Origin of the sequence: Acrocarpospora pleiomorpha (genome assembly GCF_009687885.1) — a bacterium.
Classification (GTDB): Bacteria; Actinomycetota; Actinomycetes; order Streptosporangiales; family Streptosporangiaceae; genus Acrocarpospora; species Acrocarpospora pleiomorpha.
In genome coordinates this window covers 59143-76348 of sequence record NZ_BLAF01000040.1, presented here as the reverse complement: position 1 = coordinate 76348, position 17206 = coordinate 59143, and the positions used below count along the sequence as shown (strand labels likewise).

Annotated in this window: 22 protein-coding genes; 11 read left to right on the top strand and 11 right to left on the bottom strand. The window is 69.2% G+C overall.

Annotated elements, in window-relative coordinates; translation table 11 throughout:
* Positions 1-5: 5 nt before the first annotated feature.
* Positions 6-638, bottom strand: a complete 633-nt coding sequence (locus tag Aple_RS30860) for a hypothetical protein (protein ID WP_155348226.1) — start codon at positions 636-638, stop codon at positions 6-8.
* A 141-nt stretch (positions 639-779) separates the two neighbouring features.
* Here Aple_RS30860 and hrcA point away from each other — a divergent pair, with 141 nt between their 5' ends.
* Genes hrcA through Aple_RS30845 form a run of 3 tightly spaced genes read left to right on the top strand, consistent with a single transcriptional unit; the run spans position 780 to position 3677 of the window.
* Entirely contained in the window at positions 780-1793 is a 1014-nt protein-coding gene (gene hrcA, locus Aple_RS30855) for a heat-inducible transcriptional repressor HrcA (RefSeq protein WP_155348225.1), read from the top strand.
* A complete protein-coding gene (gene dnaJ / locus Aple_RS30850) occupies positions 1794-2927 on the top strand; it encodes a molecular chaperone DnaJ (protein ID WP_155348224.1) in 1134 nt (377 codons plus the stop codon).
* 24 nt (positions 2928-2951) lie between these two features.
* On the top strand, positions 2952-3677 hold the full coding sequence (locus Aple_RS30845; RefSeq protein ID WP_155348223.1) for a 16S rRNA (uracil(1498)-N(3))-methyltransferase: 726 nt from the start codon (positions 2952-2954) through the stop codon (positions 3675-3677).
* Between the two features lie 14 nt (positions 3678-3691).
* Here Aple_RS30845 and Aple_RS30840 read toward each other — a convergent pair whose 3' ends face one another.
* The gene (locus tag Aple_RS30840) at positions 3692-4375 is read right to left on the bottom strand and encodes a hypothetical protein (protein WP_155348222.1); all 684 of its coding nucleotides are present in this window, start codon (positions 4373-4375) and stop codon (positions 3692-3694) included.
* Positions 4372-4851: a SigE family RNA polymerase sigma factor gene (locus Aple_RS30835; RefSeq protein WP_155338116.1), complete on the bottom strand. Its 480-nt coding sequence runs from the start codon at positions 4849-4851 to the stop codon at positions 4372-4374. The genes Aple_RS30840 and Aple_RS30835 overlap by 4 nt, the downstream gene beginning before the upstream one ends.
* Positions 4852-5107: 256 nt before the next feature.
* Here Aple_RS30835 and Aple_RS30830 point away from each other — a divergent pair, with 256 nt between their 5' ends.
* Genes Aple_RS30830 through Aple_RS30815 form a run of 4 tightly spaced genes read left to right on the top strand, consistent with a single transcriptional unit; the run spans position 5108 to position 8249 of the window.
* Positions 5108-5446 (top strand): HIT domain-containing protein, encoded by a 339-nt coding sequence (locus tag Aple_RS30830; RefSeq protein ID WP_155348221.1) that lies wholly within the window; start codon positions 5108-5110, stop codon positions 5444-5446.
* 45 nt (positions 5447-5491) lie between these two features.
* Positions 5492-6511, top strand: a complete 1020-nt coding sequence (locus Aple_RS30825; protein WP_155348220.1) for a PhoH family protein — start codon at positions 5492-5494, stop codon at positions 6509-6511.
* Positions 6508-6978 (top strand): rRNA maturation RNase YbeY, encoded by a 471-nt coding sequence (gene ybeY, locus Aple_RS30820; protein WP_155348219.1) that lies wholly within the window; start codon positions 6508-6510, stop codon positions 6976-6978. Before Aple_RS30825 ends, ybeY begins: the two co-directional genes overlap by 4 nt.
* A complete protein-coding gene (locus Aple_RS30815; protein WP_246264894.1) occupies positions 6975-8249 on the top strand; it encodes a hemolysin family protein in 1275 nt (424 codons plus the stop codon). Before ybeY ends, Aple_RS30815 begins: the two co-directional genes overlap by 4 nt.
* 10 nt (positions 8250-8259) lie before the next feature.
* Here Aple_RS30815 and Aple_RS30810 read toward each other — a convergent pair whose 3' ends face one another.
* A complete protein-coding gene (locus tag Aple_RS30810) occupies positions 8260-8661 on the bottom strand; it encodes a pyridoxamine 5'-phosphate oxidase family protein (RefSeq protein WP_155348217.1) in 402 nt (133 codons plus the stop codon).
* A 427-nt stretch (positions 8662-9088) separates the two neighbouring features.
* Here Aple_RS30810 and Aple_RS30805 point away from each other — a divergent pair, with 427 nt between their 5' ends.
* The 3 genes from Aple_RS30805 to era are packed head-to-tail and all read left to right on the top strand — an operon-like array spanning position 9089 to position 10843.
* On the top strand, positions 9089-9625 hold the full coding sequence (locus Aple_RS30805; protein WP_155348216.1) for a hypothetical protein: 537 nt from the start codon (positions 9089-9091) through the stop codon (positions 9623-9625).
* Complete coding sequence (locus Aple_RS30800; protein WP_155348215.1) at positions 9622-9951, top strand: cytidine deaminase-like protein; 330 nt, start codon at positions 9622-9624, stop codon at positions 9949-9951. The genes Aple_RS30805 and Aple_RS30800 overlap by 4 nt, the downstream gene beginning before the upstream one ends.
* Positions 9944-10843 carry a GTPase Era gene (gene era, locus Aple_RS30795; protein ID WP_155348214.1) on the top strand — a complete coding sequence of 300 codons (900 nt, stop codon included), beginning with the start codon at positions 9944-9946 and terminating at the stop codon, positions 10841-10843. The genes Aple_RS30800 and era overlap by 8 nt, the downstream gene beginning before the upstream one ends.
* On the opposite strand, the gene Aple_RS30790 is transcribed toward era, so the two are convergent.
* The 7 genes from Aple_RS30790 to Aple_RS30760 are packed head-to-tail and all read right to left on the bottom strand — an operon-like array spanning position 10834 to position 15704.
* A complete protein-coding gene (locus Aple_RS30790; RefSeq protein ID WP_155348213.1) occupies positions 10834-11295 on the bottom strand; it encodes a hypothetical protein in 462 nt (153 codons plus the stop codon). The genes era and Aple_RS30790 overlap by 10 nt on opposite strands.
* Before the next feature lie 10 nt (positions 11296-11305).
* Positions 11306-12094: an urease accessory protein UreD gene (locus Aple_RS30785; protein ID WP_246264893.1), complete on the bottom strand. Its 789-nt coding sequence runs from the start codon at positions 12092-12094 to the stop codon at positions 11306-11308.
* Positions 12021-12692: an urease accessory protein UreG gene (gene ureG, locus Aple_RS30780; protein ID WP_155348212.1), complete on the bottom strand. Its 672-nt coding sequence runs from the start codon at positions 12690-12692 to the stop codon at positions 12021-12023. The genes Aple_RS30785 and ureG overlap by 74 nt, the downstream gene beginning before the upstream one ends.
* Positions 12682-13365, bottom strand: coding sequence for an urease accessory protein UreF (locus tag Aple_RS30775; RefSeq protein ID WP_155348211.1), 684 nt, complete (start codon positions 13363-13365; stop codon positions 12682-12684). The genes ureG and Aple_RS30775 overlap by 11 nt, the downstream gene beginning before the upstream one ends.
* Positions 13366-13379: 14 nt before the next feature.
* A complete protein-coding gene (locus Aple_RS30770) occupies positions 13380-15098 on the bottom strand; it encodes an urease subunit alpha (RefSeq protein ID WP_155348210.1) in 1719 nt (572 codons plus the stop codon).
* On the bottom strand, positions 15091-15405 hold the full coding sequence (locus Aple_RS30765) for an urease subunit beta (RefSeq protein WP_155348209.1): 315 nt from the start codon (positions 15403-15405) through the stop codon (positions 15091-15093). The genes Aple_RS30770 and Aple_RS30765 overlap by 8 nt, the downstream gene beginning before the upstream one ends.
* Positions 15402-15704 (bottom strand): urease subunit gamma, encoded by a 303-nt coding sequence (locus Aple_RS30760; protein WP_155348208.1) that lies wholly within the window; start codon positions 15702-15704, stop codon positions 15402-15404. The genes Aple_RS30765 and Aple_RS30760 overlap by 4 nt, the downstream gene beginning before the upstream one ends.
* Before the next feature lie 212 nt (positions 15705-15916).
* On the opposite strand from Aple_RS30760, the gene urtA reads away from it, so the two are divergent.
* On the top strand, positions 15917-17146 hold the full coding sequence (gene urtA, locus Aple_RS30755) for an urea ABC transporter substrate-binding protein (RefSeq protein ID WP_155348207.1): 1230 nt from the start codon (positions 15917-15919) through the stop codon (positions 17144-17146).
* Positions 17147-17206 lie beyond the last annotated feature (60 nt).

The window sequence follows — 17206 nt, the reverse complement described above, 5'->3', positions numbered from 1 at the left end:
GAAAACTAGTACATCAACTGCCGCTTGCGGGCGCCGCTGCGCTTGACCAGCACCACGATGGTCACCACCACCGCGAACAGGAATCCGAGGATGGGCAGGGCGAGCATCGCGAGACCGCCGCCCACGGCCGCGGCGGTCTCACCGGCCGCGAGTTCCTTGCCGACGCCGAACTTGACGCCCTCGCCGACGCAGTTGACCTGGTACTGCCCGGCGGCCGGAACGCCCACCTGGAAGAGCAGCTCCCAATTGTCGCCATTCACCGTCAAGTTTTGTGAAATGGTCGGCTGGGTCAGGGTTGGTTTTTGGCTGGGGTCGGCGCCCTGCACCTGGCACTCGACATCGGTGGCCTGGTTGGCGGAGGCCCAGATCGCGGGCTTGTCGGCCGGGTTGAGCTGGACGGTGACGGTCTCTCCGCTGGAGAGGGTCGTCGTCGGCGCGGCCTCGCTGATGGTGGAGAAGATGGATCCGGCGAAGCCGGCGACACCCACGACGAGTAAGACTACGAACAGGACCCAGGAAAGCACGATCCACAGCACTCGGGGCCGGATCGGGGGGCGCGGGGCGGCATACGGGGGCGGCGGAGCGCCGTACTGGCCGTAGTTCTGCTGGCCGTAGTTTTGGTTATAGGGAGAACTCATAAGACCAAATTGTGGGGGTTCCCACTTGCGGGTCGTTTGCAGTCGACTTGGTCTTCTTGCCCGGCTGGTGTTATCGCACCCTGCGGACGCTGGCCGTACACTTGGCACTCGGGACAATCGAGTGCCAGGGGAGGTGAGCACGTGGTTGACGACCGGAAGCTGGCGGTGCTACGCGCCATCGTCGAGGACTATGTGTCCACCAACGAGCCGGTGGGCTCCAAGGCGCTGGCCGATCGCCACAACCTGGGTGTCTCGCCCGCCACCATCCGTAACGATATGGCCGCTCTGGAGGAGCAAGGCTACATCCACCAGCCGCACACGAGCGCCGGGCGGGTGCCCACCGACAAGGGTTACCGGCTGTTCGTGGACCGGCTGTCCCAGGTGAAACCGCTGACCGGGGCCGAGCGCCGGGCGATCGAGACCTTCCTGGCCGGAGCCATCGACCTGGACGAGATCGTGACCCGCACCGTGCGGCTGCTGGCGCAGCTCACCAGGCAGGTCGCGGTGGTGCAGTATCCGTCGCTGACCAGGTCCACGGTCCGGCATGTGGAGATCGTTCCGCTGGCCGACCGCCGGGTCATGCTGGTGCTGATCACCAACACCGGCCGGGTCGAGCAGCGGGTGGTCGACCTGCCCGACGCGATCGGCGACGACCGGGTGGCCCACCTGCGGGCGGTGCTGAACGCCTCGCTGGACGGCTGCGGTCTGTCCAACGTGCCGGACAGGGTGGCCGACCTGCCCGAGCGGCTGTCGGCGGAGGACCGCCCCGTCGCGGTCACGCTGCTGTCGGTGATCCTGGAAACGCTGGTCGAGCGGCATGAAGAGAAGATCGTCTTCGCCGGGGCGGCCAACCTCGCGGCGGCCGACTTCAGCGTGGGCCTCCGCGACGTGCTGGAGGCTTTGGAGGAACAGGTCGTGCTGATGCGCCTGCTGGGCGAGACCGGCGACCTGTCCGAGCTGACCGTCCGGATCGGCTCGGAGAATCCGTACACGGGGCTGCGCGGCACATCGTTCGTCGCCGCGGGATACGGTGCGGGCGACAAGGAACTGGCCCGGCTCGGAGTGCTGGGCCCGACGCGAATGGACTATCCGGTGACGATGGGTGCGGTGCGCGCCGTGGCGCGTTATGTCGGCCAGATCCTGGCGGGGTCATAAGTGGCCAAGGACTATTACGCGACCCTCGGGGTGCGCCGGGACGCCAGCCAGGACGAGATCAAGAAAGCCTACCGGCGGCTGGCGCGCGAGCTCCATCCGGACGTCAACCCCGACCCGGAGACGCAGGAGCGGTTCAAGGAGATCACGCAGGCCTACGAGGTCCTGTCGGATCCGCAGAAGCGCCAGATGCACGATCTGGGCGGCGACCCGTTCGGCGGCGGCGGTGGCGCGGGCGCCGGCGGCTTCGGCCAGGGCTTCCCCTTCAGTGACATCATGGATGCCTTTTTCGGTACGGCTTCCGCCTCTCGTGGCCCCCGTTCCCGGGCCCGCCGCGGGCGCAACGCCACCATCCGGGTCGAACTGGACCTGGCCGAGTCGGGCTTCGGCACCACCCGCGAGCTGGTGGTCGACACCGCCGTGCTGTGCGAGGTCTGCCAGGGCTCCGGCGCGGCCGCCGGAACCCATCCCGACACGTGCGACATGTGCCACGGCCGGGGTGAGGTGTCGCAGGTGACACGCTCGTTCCTGGGCCAGGTCATGACCTCGCGGCCCTGCCCCCAGTGCGGCGGGTATGGCAGCGTGATCCGGCATCCGTGCCAGGAGTGCTCGGGCGACGGACGCGTGCGCACCCGCCGTACGATCAAGGTCAGGATCCCGGCGGGCGTGGAGGACGGCACCCACATCCAGTTGGCCGGGGAAGGGGAGATCGGGCCGGGCGGCGGGCCGCCCGGAGACCTGTTCCTGGAGATCGTCGAGCGGCCGCACGCCATCTTCGAGCGGCGCGGCGACGACCTGCACTGCACGGTGCAGATCCCGATGACCGCCGCCGCTCTGGGCACCTCGCTCAGCATGGAGACCCTGGACGGCACCGAGGAGATCGACGTCCGCCCGGGCACCCAGTCCGGCCAGGTCATCCCGCTGTACGGCAGGGGCGTGCAGCGCCTCAACGAGACCGGCCGCGGCGACCTGCTGATCCACGTCAACGTGGAGACGCCGCTCAAACTCGACGCCCAGCAGGAGGAGCTGCTCCGGGAGCTGTCCCGGCTGCGCAACGAGGAACGCCCGCCCGGCAAGTTCACCCCCGGCCAGCAGGGCTTCTTCTCCCGCCTGAAGGACGCGTTCAACGGCCGCTGAAAACACGATGCGGGGGTGATGGTCATGACTGTGCCCGTGTTCCTGCACGACCTGGATGCCCGCTCGCGCATCCTGCTCGACGGCCCGGAAGGGCGGCACGCCGCGTCGGTGCGGCGCCTGCGCGCGGGCGAACGCGTCGACCTGACCGACGGCGCGGGCGCCGTGGCCGAATGTGTGGTCGCGGTGGCCCGCAAGGACGCCCTCGACCTGGACGTGCTGCGCCGCTATGACGTGCCCGCGCCCGAGCCGCGGCTGGTCGTCGTGCAGGGCCTGCCCAAAGGCGATCGGGGCGAGCTGGCGGTGGAGACGATGACCGAGGCCGGGGTGGACGAGATCGTCCCGTGGGCGGCCGGGCGCTGTGTCACCCAGTGGAAGGGCGAGCGCGGTGAGAAATCACTGGCGCGATGGCGTTCGACCGCGCGGGAGGCCGCCAAGCAGGCCCGCCGCTTCCACCTGCCGGAGATCGCCGACCAGGCGAGCACCACCCGGGTCACCGCCCTGCTCGCGGACGCCGCCCTCGCCGTCGTCCTGCACGAGGAGGCGGCGGAGCCGTTGAGCCGCCTGGACCTGCCGGAAAAGGGCGACATCGTCCTCGTGGTCGGCCCGGAGGGCGGCATCACCGACGACGAAATCACGAAATTTCGGGAAGCGGGCGCGACGCCGGCCCTGCTCGGTCCCACGGTGCTGCGCACCTCGACGGCAGGCGTCGCCGCGGCAGCCGTCCTCCTGGCCCGAACCGGGCGCTGGTAACGGCCAGGTCTGACTTATGTGGCTGTGGCCAGACCTGAGGCCGACTCTGTGGCGGGACCGCTGCTGACCAGCGGGGTGGGTGTGGTCGAGCACCCGTCTCCCGAACAGCCGCTCGGCGTCGGGCTCGGCGACGGCGTTGGCGACTCCGACGGGCTCGGCTTCGGGCTGGGGCTGTTCGGCGAGGGCGACTCGTCCGGCGGGCAGTCCTCGTCGTCGGTGGGCTCAGGCTCCACGACGGTGGGCGTCGTGGTCGGTGAGGCGCACGGGTCGGGTGTGGTGGCCGCAGGCGTCGGGGACGGGGGAGTGGTCGCGGTGGACTCCGCGGAGACCTCGCCCGTGACGCTGGGCGTCGCCGGCAGGATGGTGAGGGGGGCCGTCGGCTGCGGCGGCGGTGGCTGCTGGGTGGCGCCGATCTCGGGGAGCTCGCCGGTTTCGTTGCCGGTGGTCAGGCCGATGCCGGTCTGCACCTGGTCGCGGAGGCCGGGGACGACCATGACGACGGTGCCCGCCACCAGGGCGGCGGCGGCCACCGAGGCGCCGATCCGCCACCAGAACAGGTTGCGCAGACCGTTGAAGCCACGGTTCTCGATGCGCTGCCTGATGATGTCCAGGCCTTCCGGAGACGGCACGACCGAGTCAGCCTCCGCGCGCATCGCACGGCGGAGCAGATCGCCGTACTCGTCGGGGGGGATGGTCATGAGAACTTCTCCAGTACCTGCCGTAGTGCGGCCATGCCGCGCGCCGTGTGACTCTTCACCGCACCCTTGCTGATGCCCATCGCGCTGGCGATGTCGGCCTCGGAGAGATCGCCGTAGTAGCGCAGCACCAAGGCCTCACGCTGCCGGGTGGGCAGGCCGCGTAACGCCTCGATGACCGCGGTGCGTTCGAGCTCGCCGATCGCGCCGTTCTCCGCGCTCGGCGCGTCCGGCAGGCCCTTGGGGGCGTACTTCTCGACGACGGCGCGATGACGCAGCACGGAGCGCGATCGGTTGACGACCGACTGGCGCAGGTAAGCGAGTGCCTTGTCGGGATCGCGCAGTCTGCGCCAGGCGCCATGAAGGGCGACGAACGCGTCCTGGACGACCTCCTCGGCGCTGGCCACATCGCGGACCAGCAACACTGCGAGACGCACAAGTGACCGATAGTGCGCACTGTAGAGCGCCGTTACGGCCATGTCGGCATCCCACCCGACGGGCACCGCTCCCAGCGACCTTTCGGCCACGAGGGTCTCGGTGGTCACATCAGTAGGACGCTCGTCCTTGCCCGAGGGTTTACGCTCTTCCGAATCTTTAGGGGGCATGGCCCAGTTGTGTCCTCGCCCGACACGGGGGTTTAGTTGACGGTGCAGTGTCGCACATAAACCCTATCCGGGCGGATCTTCTGACGGGACCATCACGGGATTACCGATTGGCAACGCTAGGCTTCCGGCTGTGAGTGATTGCCTGTTCTGCACGATAGTGGCCGGGGGGATTCCCGCCACGGTCGTCCACGAGACCCCGACCACGCTGGCCTTCCGGGACATCAATCCGCACGCGCCGGTGCACGTTCTGGTCATCCCCAAAGAGCACGTCGAGGACGCGGCGGCGCTCGCCCAGGCCGGGCTGGCCAACGACGTGCTCCTCGCCGCGGCGGCTGTCGCCGCTCAGGAGGGCATCGTCGAGTCTGGATATCGTGTGATTTTCAACACCGGCCCGGACGCCGGGCGGACGGTCTTCCACGCGCACGCGCACGTGCTCGGCGGCACCGGTCTCAGCCTGCGCCTCGGCTAGCATTGGTGAGAAATTAGGGAGGCGAGCAGGCCGCAACGGCCGCCCATGTCCGAGACGCGAGAAACACCGAAGACCCACGCGAAAGTGGTCATCCCCGACGAGCACGCGATGATCAGCATTCTGGGTTCGCGAGACGAGCTGCTGAGAGTCATCGAGAAGTCGTTCCGGGCCGACATCCACGTGCGGGGCAACGAAATCACCATCACCGGGCCGCCGGACGAGAGCGGCGTGGTCGTCCGCCTCTTCGAGGAGCTCGTGGAGCTGGCCAAGTCCGGCGCCGAACTCACCCCCGACTCCGTCGAACGCAGCATCGCCATGCTCCGGATGAGCTCCGGCAAGCCCGCCGAAGTGCTGTCGATGGACATCATCTCCTCGCGTGGGCGGACGATCCGGCCGAAGACCGTGAACCAGAAGCGGTATGTGGACATGATCGACCGGCACACGATCGTGTTCGGGATCGGGCCGGCCGGGACGGGCAAGACCTATCTGGCGATGGCCAAGGCCGTGAAGGCGCTGCAGGAGAAGAAGGTCAACCGGATCATCCTGACCCGGCCCGCCGTCGAGGCGGGGGAGCGGCTCGGGTTCCTGCCCGGCACGCTGTACGAGAAGATCGATCCGTACCTGCGGCCGCTGTATGACGCGTTGCACGACATGCTCGACCCTGACTCGATCCCGCGGCTGATGTCGGCGGGGACGATCGAGGTGGCGCCGCTGGCGTACATGCGCGGCCGGACGCTCAACGACGCCTTCATCATCCTGGACGAGGCGCAGAACACCTCGCCGGAGCAGATGAAGATGTTCCTCACCCGGCTGGGGTTCAACTCCAAGATCGTGGTGACCGGCGACGTGACCCAGATCGACCTTCCCGGCGGGCAGGACAGCGGCCTGAAGGTGGTCCAGGGTATCCTCGACGGCATCTCCGACATCCATTTCAGCCGGTTGACCAGCGCCGACGTGGTCCGCCACAAGCTGGTCAGCGAGATCGTGGACGCCTACGGCAAGTATGACGCGGCGATCGCCTCCGACCCGCGCGCGGCCGGCAACCGGTCCAGGAGCCGTCGATGAGCATCGAGGTCGCCAACGAGTCCGGCACCGACATCGACGAGGGCACCCTGGTCGCCCTCGCCGGGCACGTGCTGGGCCGGATGGGCATCAACCCCCTCGCCGAGCTGTCCATCCTGGTGGTGGACGAGGCGGCGATGACCGCCCTGCACGAGCAGTGGATGGGCGAGCCAGGCCCGACCGACGTGCTGGCCTTCCCCATGGACGAGCTGCGCCCGCATCAGGCCAGGTCGGAGGAGACCTCGCCGGATCCGGCGCTCCTCGGCGACGTCGTGCTGTGCCCCGCCGTGGCCGCCAAGCAGGCCGCCGAGGCCGGGCACAGCGCCCAGGCCGAGCTGGAGATGCTCTGCACCCATGGCATCCTGCACCTGCTGGGCTACGATCACGCCGAGCCCGAGGAGCACGCTGAGATGTTCGGCCTGCAGGGCGAGTTGCTCGAATCGTGGCGGGAGGTGCGCCCGAAGCCGTGACTAACGGCTGGTTGTTCTCGGCCGTCGCGCTCATCGTGACCGGCGGCCTGCTCGCGAGTGCGGAGACCGCGCTCACGCGGATCTCGCGCGTGCGCGCCGAGGAGTTCGTCAAGGAAGGCCGCCGCGGGGCCGTGCGGCTGCAGGCGATCGTGGCCGATCCGCCGCGCTACCTGAACCTGCTCCTGCTGCTGCGGCTCAGCTGCGAACTGGCCGCCACCGTGATCGCGACCCTGCTGTTCATCGACTGGCTCGGCGACACCGGCCCGGCCTACGCGGTGGCCGCCGCCGTCATGATCCTGGTCAGCTACGTGATCGTCGGCGTCTCGCCGCGCACCCTCGGCCGCCAGCACGCCGAACCGGTCGCGCTGGCCAGCGCCCCCATCGTGTACGGCTTGACGCGCATCTTCGGCCCGCTGCCCAAGCTGCTGATCCTGCTGGGGAACGCCGTCACGCCCGGCAAGGGCTTCCGCGAGGGCCCGTTCACCTCCGAGGCCGAGCTGCGCGACCTGGTCGACCTGGCCGAGGAACGCCGCGTCATCGAACCGGACGAGCGCGAGATGATCCACTCGGTCTTCGAGCTGGGCGACACCCTGGTCCGCGAGGTCATGGTCCCGCGCACCGACATGGTCTTCATCGAACGCAACAAGACCCTGTCCCAGGCGCTGTCCCTGGCGCTCCGGAGCGGATTCTCCCGCGTGCCCGTAACCGGCGAGAACGAGGACGACGTCATCGGCATCGCCTACCTCAAGGACATCGTCCTGCGCATGCAGGACACCGGCGAGACCGACATCCGCATCGAGGAGCTGATGCGCCCCGCCACCTACGTCCCCGAGAGCAAGCCGATCGACGAGCTCCTCCGCGAGATGCAGGCCCGCCAGATCCACCTGGCCATCGTCATCGACGAGTACGGCGGCACCGCGGGCCTGGTCACCATCGAAGACGTGATCGAGGAGATCGTCGGAGAGATCGCCGACGAGTACGACCACGAGGCCCCCCGCGTCGAGTGGCTCTCCGAAGGCGCCGCCCGCGTCACCGCGCGCCTGTCCATCGACGAGCTGGCCGAGATGTTCGACACCGAGATCGAGGTCGAGGACGTCGACACCGTCGGCGGCCTGCTCGCCCACGCCCTCGGCCGCGTCCCCATCGCCGGCTCGGAGGCCTCCGTCAAGGGCCTGCGCCTCACCGCCGAGAACCTGGCCGGCCGCCGCAACCGCATCAGCACCGTCGTCGTCCGCCGCATGACGGACGAATCCGTCGGCGTGGCCGGGTAGCACCGCCGCGTCAGCGCCAGCGGACGGGGATGACCCGGCGGGGCTGGCCGGGGTGGGTGTGCTCGTCGAAGAGCAGCCATTCGGTGATGGCGATGTGGAACACGCGCTCGCCCGGGGCCAGGTGGACCGGGTCGGGGGAGTCGGTCTCCGTGGCGGTGCCGGTGAAGGTGGTGCCCTGGCCGTGCGGGGTGAGGATGGTGCCGGCGGCGCGGGGGTCGTGGCGGAGGTTGCGGGCGTGCATGCGATCCACGTGGGCGACGAAGTGCAGCCGGTCGGGGGCGAAAGTGGCGTGGTAGGTGAGCGTGCACAGGGTGGGCGAGCCGTCGGGGGCCAGAGTGGCCAACTGCATGACCCGGGACGTGGAAACATGTTCTATGAGAAGCCGCCGATTGAGCGCGTGTTCGCTGATCACACGAGCAGGGTGGCGTGCCCTGGTTGGAACGCTCTTGCAGACGATCCCGGCAAACCTCGCAAGCGTTCTTTAAGCGGATTGCAAGCACCGTGGTGCATCTTCTACTCAAGGCGCTCGGGAGGGGTTCGGAGCGCTGAAGGGGTCAACCGGGGCGCCGGGAGGGGTTCGCGGCGCACCGGCCGATCCTTGGGGGGAAACATCGATTAGAGGGCTCTCGTGAAAGCGGGGGCCCTCTAATGGTGTTTGCGGGGGTGCTACCGGAAGATTGCCGCTTTGGCGATGGGGAAGGAAGCCCGTCGGGGATCTTGACGGGGGAGCCGGTATGCGGATCGTTGGGCTTGCTGTTGCCTGTTGTCTGGGTGTGGCTGGATGCGGTGGGGGGTCGGGCCCGCAGGCGAGTCCGCGGAGCACGCCGCAGACGGCACGGTTGCAGGCGTTGCTGGGGCGGGTGCCGGACATGCCGGACGGGTTCTCGGACCGGGCCAGGGATCAGTGGCGGCCCCCCTTCACGCCGGTGAACGGGAGCTGCCGGACACTTTTCTCGCTCATCGGAGGGCGTCCGCCCAAGGAGGATCTGACCGCGGCGACGGCGGTGACCTATCAGGGGGTCGGGGTCGGGTCGATGGCGGCGGTGAGCCTGGCGGTGTATCAGGGGGATTCGTCGCAGCGGCAGCTCGACGCGATGCGGGAGGCCATGGCGGGCTGCGCGACCGCCGACGACACCACGCCGGGCGCGAGCAACCGGCTGACCGCGTCCGCGCTTTCGATGAACGAGGACGGCTGGGTCACGGGGCGGTTGAAGGGGCGGGTAGGCGGATATCCGTACGAGATGCATCTGGTGATCGCGCGGCAGGGGCGTACCCTCGTGGGGTTGCTGAACGCCGGGGTGCGCGATCCGGACGTCAAGCGGACCGAAGAGCTCGGCCGTTTGCTGATGGCCAAGGTCGGTACCCTTGATCTGTGACGCTGGACGCTGAAGATACCAAGATCATTACCCTGGCCCGGTCGGCCCGTGCCCGGAGCGGTTCCGCCGAAGGGGCGGCCGTGCGGGACGAGACCGGGCGCACGTATGCGGCGACCGACGTCGACCTGCCCTCGCTCAAGCTGTCGGCCGTGCAGGTGGCGGTGGCGATGGCGGTGTCCAGTGGCGCCGAGTCGCTGGAGGCGGCGGCCCTGGTGACCGAGGCCGAGGATCCCTCCCCCGACGATGTCGCGGTGATCGAGGACATGGGCAACACGATCCTCTACCTGGCCGGTCCCGACGGGGTGCTGAAAGGCAGATATGTCTGACTTCCGGGCCGGGTTCGCGGCGTTCGTCGGACGGCCCAACGTCGGCAAGTCCACCCTGATGAACGCCCTGGTGGGCACCAAGGTGGCGATCACCTCGTCCAAGCCGCAGACCACCCGCCGCGTGATCAGGGGCATCGTGCACCGGCCGGACGCGCAGCTGGTCATCGTGGACACGCCGGGCCTGCACCGGCCGCGCACCCTGCTCGGGGAGCGACTGGACAGCCTGGTGCTGTCCACGTTGAGCGAGGTCGACGTGCTCGGCTTCTGCGTCCCGGCCAACGAGCCGATCGGCAAGGGCGACCGGTTCATCGCCGAGAAACTGGGCGCGGTGAAGAAGACCCCGGTCATCGCCGTGGTCACCAAGTGCGACCTGGCGAGCCGCGAGCAGGTCGCCAAGCAGCTGCTGGCCGTCTCCGCGATCGCCGAGTTCGCCGAGATCATCCCGGTTTCGGCGGTGGGCGACGACCAGCTGGACGTGCTCGCCGACCTGCTCATCGAGCGCCTGCCGGAGTCCCCGCCGCTGTACGCGGGCGGCGAGCTGACCGACGAGCCCGAGCAGGTCCTGGTCGCCGAGCTCATCCGCGAGGCGGCCCTGGAAGGCGTGCGCGACGAGCTGCCGCACTCGATCGCCGTGGTCGTGGAGGAGATGGGCCCGCGTGAGGGCCGCGAGGACCTGCTCGACATCTACGCGTTCATGTACGTCGAACGCCCCACCCAGAAGGCCATCGTGATCGGCCCCGGCGGCGCCCGCCTGAAGGACGTCGGGACCCGGGCCCGCCACCAGATCGAAGCCCTGCTCGGCAGCCGCGTCTACCTCGACCTGCGGATCAAGGTCGCCAAGGACTGGCAGCGCGATCCCAAGCAGCTCCGCCGCCTGGGCTTCTACGACTGAACAGGCCGCCGCCGGATCAGGGCGGCACAGGCGAAACCCGCGACCACGATGGAGGCCAGCAGGGCGGCGAACCAGCCGTACAGGATCGTGGGGTGCACGTTCAGCACGCCCGCGATGCCGAAGCTGAGGCGGTCGGCGAGGGTGTGCGGGTCGGTGAGGAACATCGCCAGGGAGAAGGCCGCGACCGCGCCGGGCAGGATGGCCAGGCCGGTGAACAGCCAGCCCCGGGACATGCCGAGGATGCCCAGCGTCGAGGCGGCCAGGCCGGAACCGACCACGAACCAGCCCGCGCCGTCCTCGGTGCCGTGCACGGCGTAGGTGACGTCGGTGTGCAGCAGGCCGAACTCGGCGGTCAGGCCGGCCCACGGGAGCACGCCCGTGACGGCGAGGGCCAGTCCGGCGACGACGACGCCGAGGGCGGGGATCAGGCTCGGTTGGGGTTCGTCTGCCACATTTCCCACCCTACGGGAGAGTCTTGTCGGCGAGCCGCTCTCCCCATTCGAGGCGGCGCCGGAGTTCCACCGTGTCGGGCGCGAGCGCGGACACCAGCGTGCCGGGACCGGCCAGCGGGAGCACCGCGCAGCCCTCGGCCAGATGGCGTTCCCTGGGCAGGTCGCCGGCCAGCAGGGTGCTGCCGGCGCAGCGGGCCGAGCCGAAGACCGCGGGGCTGTCGTGGGTGGCGGGGTCGCCGATGACGAGCTCCTGGCGGAGCAGCGGGACGCCGCCGACGGTGGCGTCGAAGCGGGTGTGGCAGCGTCCGGACGGCTCGCCGTGCCGGCCGAATACGAGCTCCTCGCGCCAGAAGAGGGCCGCGTCGGGGGCGAGCTCCAGCCGGACCTGGACGCGGAGGTCGCAGCCGTCGGCCAGGACGATGGGTTCGGGGGAGTAGCGCAGGGACGCGCCGGAGCCGACCCGCGCGGTCACGGTCAGCAGGGAGCGGCCGGGCAGGGCGAGGGTGCTCGCCACCGAGAACACCGACAGCGAGGTGAGCGGGGCGACATCGAGGGTGAGGTCGAGGTGGTCGCCGCCGAGCGGGCCCGCCGCGGTGGAGACCAGGTGCACGACGCCGGGGCCGGTCTGACGCAACGTCAGAGGCGGATCGGAGCGCAGGGTCTCCAGCCGGGTGCCGCCGTCGTGCTCGGTGCGGATGACCGCCCGGGCGTGCAGCCCGGGCGGGTCAGCCCGTGTGCGCGTGCTGGTGTTGCCAGGCGTCGACGATGCCGACCACCCATTCGGCGACCGAATGGGCACCCTTGTCCTCCCTGATCGAGGTGAAAAGCACGGGTTTGCCGTCCCGCACCTTGGCCGCGTCGCGGGACATCACGGTGAGGTCCGCGCCGACCATTGGCGCCAGATCGGTCTTGTTGACCACTAGCAGGTCGGCCGCGGTGACGCCAGGACCGCCCTTGCGGGGCACCTTGTCGCCGCCGGACACGTCCAGCACGAAGATCTGCCGGTCGGCCAGGCCGCGGCTGAAGGTCGCGGTCAGATTGTCGCCGCCGCTCTCCACGATCACCAGATCGAGCGGCCCGAACCGCTCCTCCAGCGTCTCGACCGCGTCGATGTTGGCGGCGATGTCGTCCCGGATCGCCGTGTGCGGGCAACATCCGGTCTGCACCGCGAGGATGCGGTCGGCGTCGATGACGCCCGCGCGGCGCAGGAAGTCGGCGTCCTCGGTCGTGTAGATGTCGTTGGTCACCACACCGAGCCGCAGCGACGGCCCCAGGCTGCGGCACAGCGCCGCCACCAGGGCGGTCTTGCCGCTGCCGACCGGGCCGCCGATGCCCAGGCGCAGCGCCCGGCCGTGCCCGTCCGGCGGGTGGTGGTGATCCTCATGGTTAGCTGACAAAGAGCCTTACCTCCGTACGTAGGTGCTGTTCAGCCAGCAGATCGAGAGCGGGGGCGGCATGAGCGGGCAGGTCCGACCAGTCGTCGGCCTGGATGACGCACGCCTCGTGGGCCGCGTCGTTGAGTGCGGGAGCGAGATCGGCGAGCAGCCGGTGCACGAGCACCGGGTCGAGCCCGAGCAACCGGACCGCCGCCGTCGCCGGAGCGGTCACCGAGGTGTAGGCCGCGGCCAGCGCCGCCTGGCGCGGCTCACACCCCGCGGCCGCCGCGGCCGCACCGAGCGCGACGGGGTGATGAGCCCCATCCGGTACGGCTGACGCGAGCGACTCCAGCGCCTCGGACGGCCAGATCCGGCGCGTGGTCCTGACCAGCAACCGGCCCTGGGTCCGGCTGGCCTCCCGTTGCGCCGGTGAGGAGATCCGGGCGTCGGCCTCGGCGTCCAGCCGCTCCCAGCGCCCGGGCCGGGGGTCGGCCCCGACCTCGCACGCGGCGGCGGCCAGGGCCGCGGTGACCACTCCGGCCGTGGCGAGCCGGCCACGGAGGAACCGCGCCAGGTCCTCCGGGCCGGTGATCGCCCCGACGCGTACGGCCTCCTCCGCGCCGCCCGAGTGGGCGTGACCGCCCGCGGGCAGCCGGGAGTCGGCCAGCAGGAGCATGGCCATATCGCCGTGCATCCGGATCCTTTCCGTCAGAACAGGAAGTACCGCTGAGCCATGGGCAGTTCTTCGGCGGGAGCCGGTTCGATCAGCTCGCCGTCGATCCGGACCTCGAACGTGTCCGGCCGGATGTCGATGTCGGGCAGGGCGTCGTTGAGGCGCATCGCGTCCTTGCCGCGCGAGCGCACGTCGGCGACCGGGACCAGCCGCCGGTTGACGTTCAGGCGATCGGCGAGGCCGTCCTCGATCGCCAGGGGGGCCACGAAGTGCACGGAGGTGGCGGCCGGGGTCGCGCCGTACGCGCCGAACATCGGGCGGGGCAGCACCGGCTGCGGGGTCGGGATGGAGGCGTTGGCGTCGCCCATCTGCGCGTACGCGATGACTCCGCCCTTCACCACGAGATCCGGCTTGACCCCGAAGAAGGCCGGGCTCCACAAGACCAGATCGGCGAGCTTGCCCGGTTCGACCGAGCCGACCTCCCCGTCCAACCCATGCGCGATAGCCGGATTTATCGTATATTTCGCGACATATCGGCGGGCTCGGAGGTTGTCCGCCGGATCCGTGCCCGGGAGCGCGCCCCGGTGTTTCTTCATCACATGCGCGGTCTGCCAGGTCCTGATGATCGTCTCACCGACCCGGCCCATCGCCTGCGAGTCGGAGCCGATCATCGAGATCGCGCCCAGATCGTGGAGCACGTCCTCGGCCGCCATCGTGGCCGGCCGGATCCGGGACTCCGCGAACGCCAGATCCTCCGGGATCGAGGGGTTCAGGTGGTGGCACACCATGAGCATGTCCAGATGCTCGTGGTGGGTGTTGATCGTGTGCGGCCGGGTCGGGTTGGTCGAGGAGGGCAGCACGTTGCGGTGCGCGGCCACTTTCATGATGTCCGGCGCGTGCCCCCCGCCCGCCCCCTCGGTGTGATACGCGTGGATCATCCGGCCGCCGATGGCCGCCAGCGTCGACTCCACGAACCCCGCCTCGTTGAGCGTGTCGGTGTGGATGGCCACCTGCACGCCGGTCGCGTCGCAGACCGCCAGGCAGGCGTCGATCGCGGCGGGGGTGGTGCCCCAGTCCTCGTGCAGCTTGAACCCGGACGCCCCGGCGCGCAGCTGCTCGCGCAGGCCTTCCTCGCTGACCGTGTTGCCCTTGGCGAGCAGGGCCACGTTGACCGGCATGGCGTCCATGGACTCCAGCATGCGCGCGAGATACCACACGCCGGTCACGGTGGTCGCCTTGGTGCCCTCGGCCGGTCCGGTGCCGCCGCCGATGAGCGTGGTCACCCCCGCGGACAGCGCCTCGTCGACGATCTGCGGGCAGATCAGGTGCACGTGCGAGTCGACCGCGCCCGCGGTGACGATCTTGCCGTTACCGGCCAGGATCTCGGTCGAGGGGCCGATCACGAGGTCGGGGTGCACGCCGTCCATGGTGTCCGGGTTGCCGGCTTTGCCAAGGGCGACGATCCGGCCGTCCCTGATGCCGATATCAGCTTTTATCACGCCCCAGTGGTCGAGGATGACCGCGCCGGTGATGACCAGGTCGGGGGCGCCCTCGGCGCGGGTCGTGCGCGCCTGGCCCATCGACTCGCGGATCACCTTGCCCCCGCCGAACACCGCCTCGTCACCGGCGCCCGAGGGACCCATCGAACGATCCTCGGTCACTTCAATCAACAGGTCGGTATCGGCCAGCCGAATCTTATCGCCCGTCGTAGGGCCATAAAGGGCGATATATCGGGCGCGGTCGAGGCTATTCATCGAGAGGCCCTGCCCATTCCAAACGAAGGCCGGGCACAATCCTGTTTCCGGCCAGTGGTACCAATGTCACATCACGCTCAATACCCGGCTCAAACCGGATCGCGGTTCCCGCCGGAACGTCCAGCCGGGTGCCCCACGCGGCGTCCCGGTCGAACTCCAGGCCCGGATTCGCGGCCGCGAAATGGTAGTGCGAACCCACCTGAATCGGCCGGTCGGCCGTATTCACCACCCGGACCGTCACCCGCTCCCGCCCGGGATTCAGCTCCACCGGCTCCCCGCCGGGCACGATCTCGCCGGGGACACTCATGAGATCGGGTGGTGCACGGTGACGAGCTTGGTGCCATCCGGGAACGTGGCCTCGATCTGCACCGACTCCAGCATCTCGGGCACTCCCTCCATCACGTCCTGGCGGCGGAGCACCTTGCGTCCCGCGTCCATCAATTCGGCCACCGTACGGCCGTCCCGCGCGCCCTCCAGCAGATAGGAGGCGATCAACGCGGTGGCTTCCGGATGATTGAGCCGAAGACCCCGGCCCATACGATCGCGAGCCACACCGGCCGCGACATGAATGAGAAGGCGTTCCTGCTCGTGTGGAGTGAGCCGCATGACGGGACGATAGGTACGCGCCGTTTCCCCGGTGTTACAGAGATATTTCAGCCATGAGTCCTTTCACCCCACCGGCACCGGGGCGAACAAGGGACTTCGGTGAATTCCCGGTAATGCGCATTTAACCTAGCGGAACTTACCGTGAAATGTCGCTCGATCACCTTGTCGGCAGATGGGTCGGTGCGGGGGCCGTATCGGCAAGGAGGAAGTAATTGCGGAATTCAACCTGGCGTGCCGGGGCCGTAACCGCGGCTCTGCTCACCGCGCTCGCCGCCTGTGGCGGAGATCCGGCGACGACCGAGGGAACGGCTTCCGGAGGTGGCGGCGACACCATCAAGGTGGGCCTCCTGCACTCCCTCAGCGGCACGATGGCGATCAGCGAGGTTACCGTCAGGGACGCCGAACTGCTGGCGATCGAGGAGATCAACAAGGCCGGCGGCGTGCTCGGCAAGCAACTCGAACCCGTCGTGGAGGACGGCGCTTCCGACTGGCCCACCTTCGCGGAGAAGGCCACCAAACTGATCGCGCAGGACAAGGTGGCCACCGTTTTCGGCGGCTGGACCTCGGCCTCCCGCAAGGCGATGCTCCCGGTCTTCGAACAGCGCAAGGCGCTGCTGTGGTATCCGGTGCAGTACGAGGGGCTGGAAAGCTCGCCGTACATCTTCTACACCGGGGCGACCACGAACCAGCAGATCATCCCCGGCCTTGACTATCTCAAGGAACAGGGCAAGAAGAAGATATTCCTGGTCGGCAGCGACTATGTCTTCCCGCGCACCGCGAACAAAATCATCAAGGCGTACGCGGCGGCCAACGGAATGGAGATTCTTGGCGAGGAATACACCCCGCTCGGCCACACCGAATACTCCACGCTGACCAACAAGGTGGTGCAGGCCAAGCCGGACGCGGTGTTCAACACGCTGAACGGCGACAGCAACGTGGCCTTCTTCAAGCAGTTGAAGAGCGCCGGCGTCACCGCCGAGTCCATGCCGGTCCTGTCGGTGAGCGTCGCCGAGGAGGAGGTCACCGGCATCGGCGTCGACAACATCGTCGGCCACCCGGTGGCGTGGAACTACTACCAGACCACCGAGACCGCGGCCAACACCAAGTTCGTCGAGGCCTTCAAGGCCAAGTACGGCGCGGCCAAGGTCACCTCCGACCCGATGGAGGCCGGCTACAACGCGGTCTACCTGTGGGCCGAAGCGGCCAAGAAGGCCGGCACGGTCGAGGTGGAAGCGCTCAAGAAGGCGGCCGGCGGCATCGCGCTGGAGCGCCCGGAGGGCCTGGTCACGATCGACGGCGAGACCCAGCACATGTACAAGACCGCCCGGATCGGCATCATCCAGCCGGACGGCCTGATCAAGGAAGTCTGGAACTCGGGTGAGCCGATCAAGCCCGACCCCTACCTGAAGACGTACCCGTGGGCCGGAGGCCTGGCCTCCTAGCCGTTCCCTCGTACGGGCTCCGGAGCCGCCAAGTCAACGAGAAAGCCGTCCCAAGCCAAC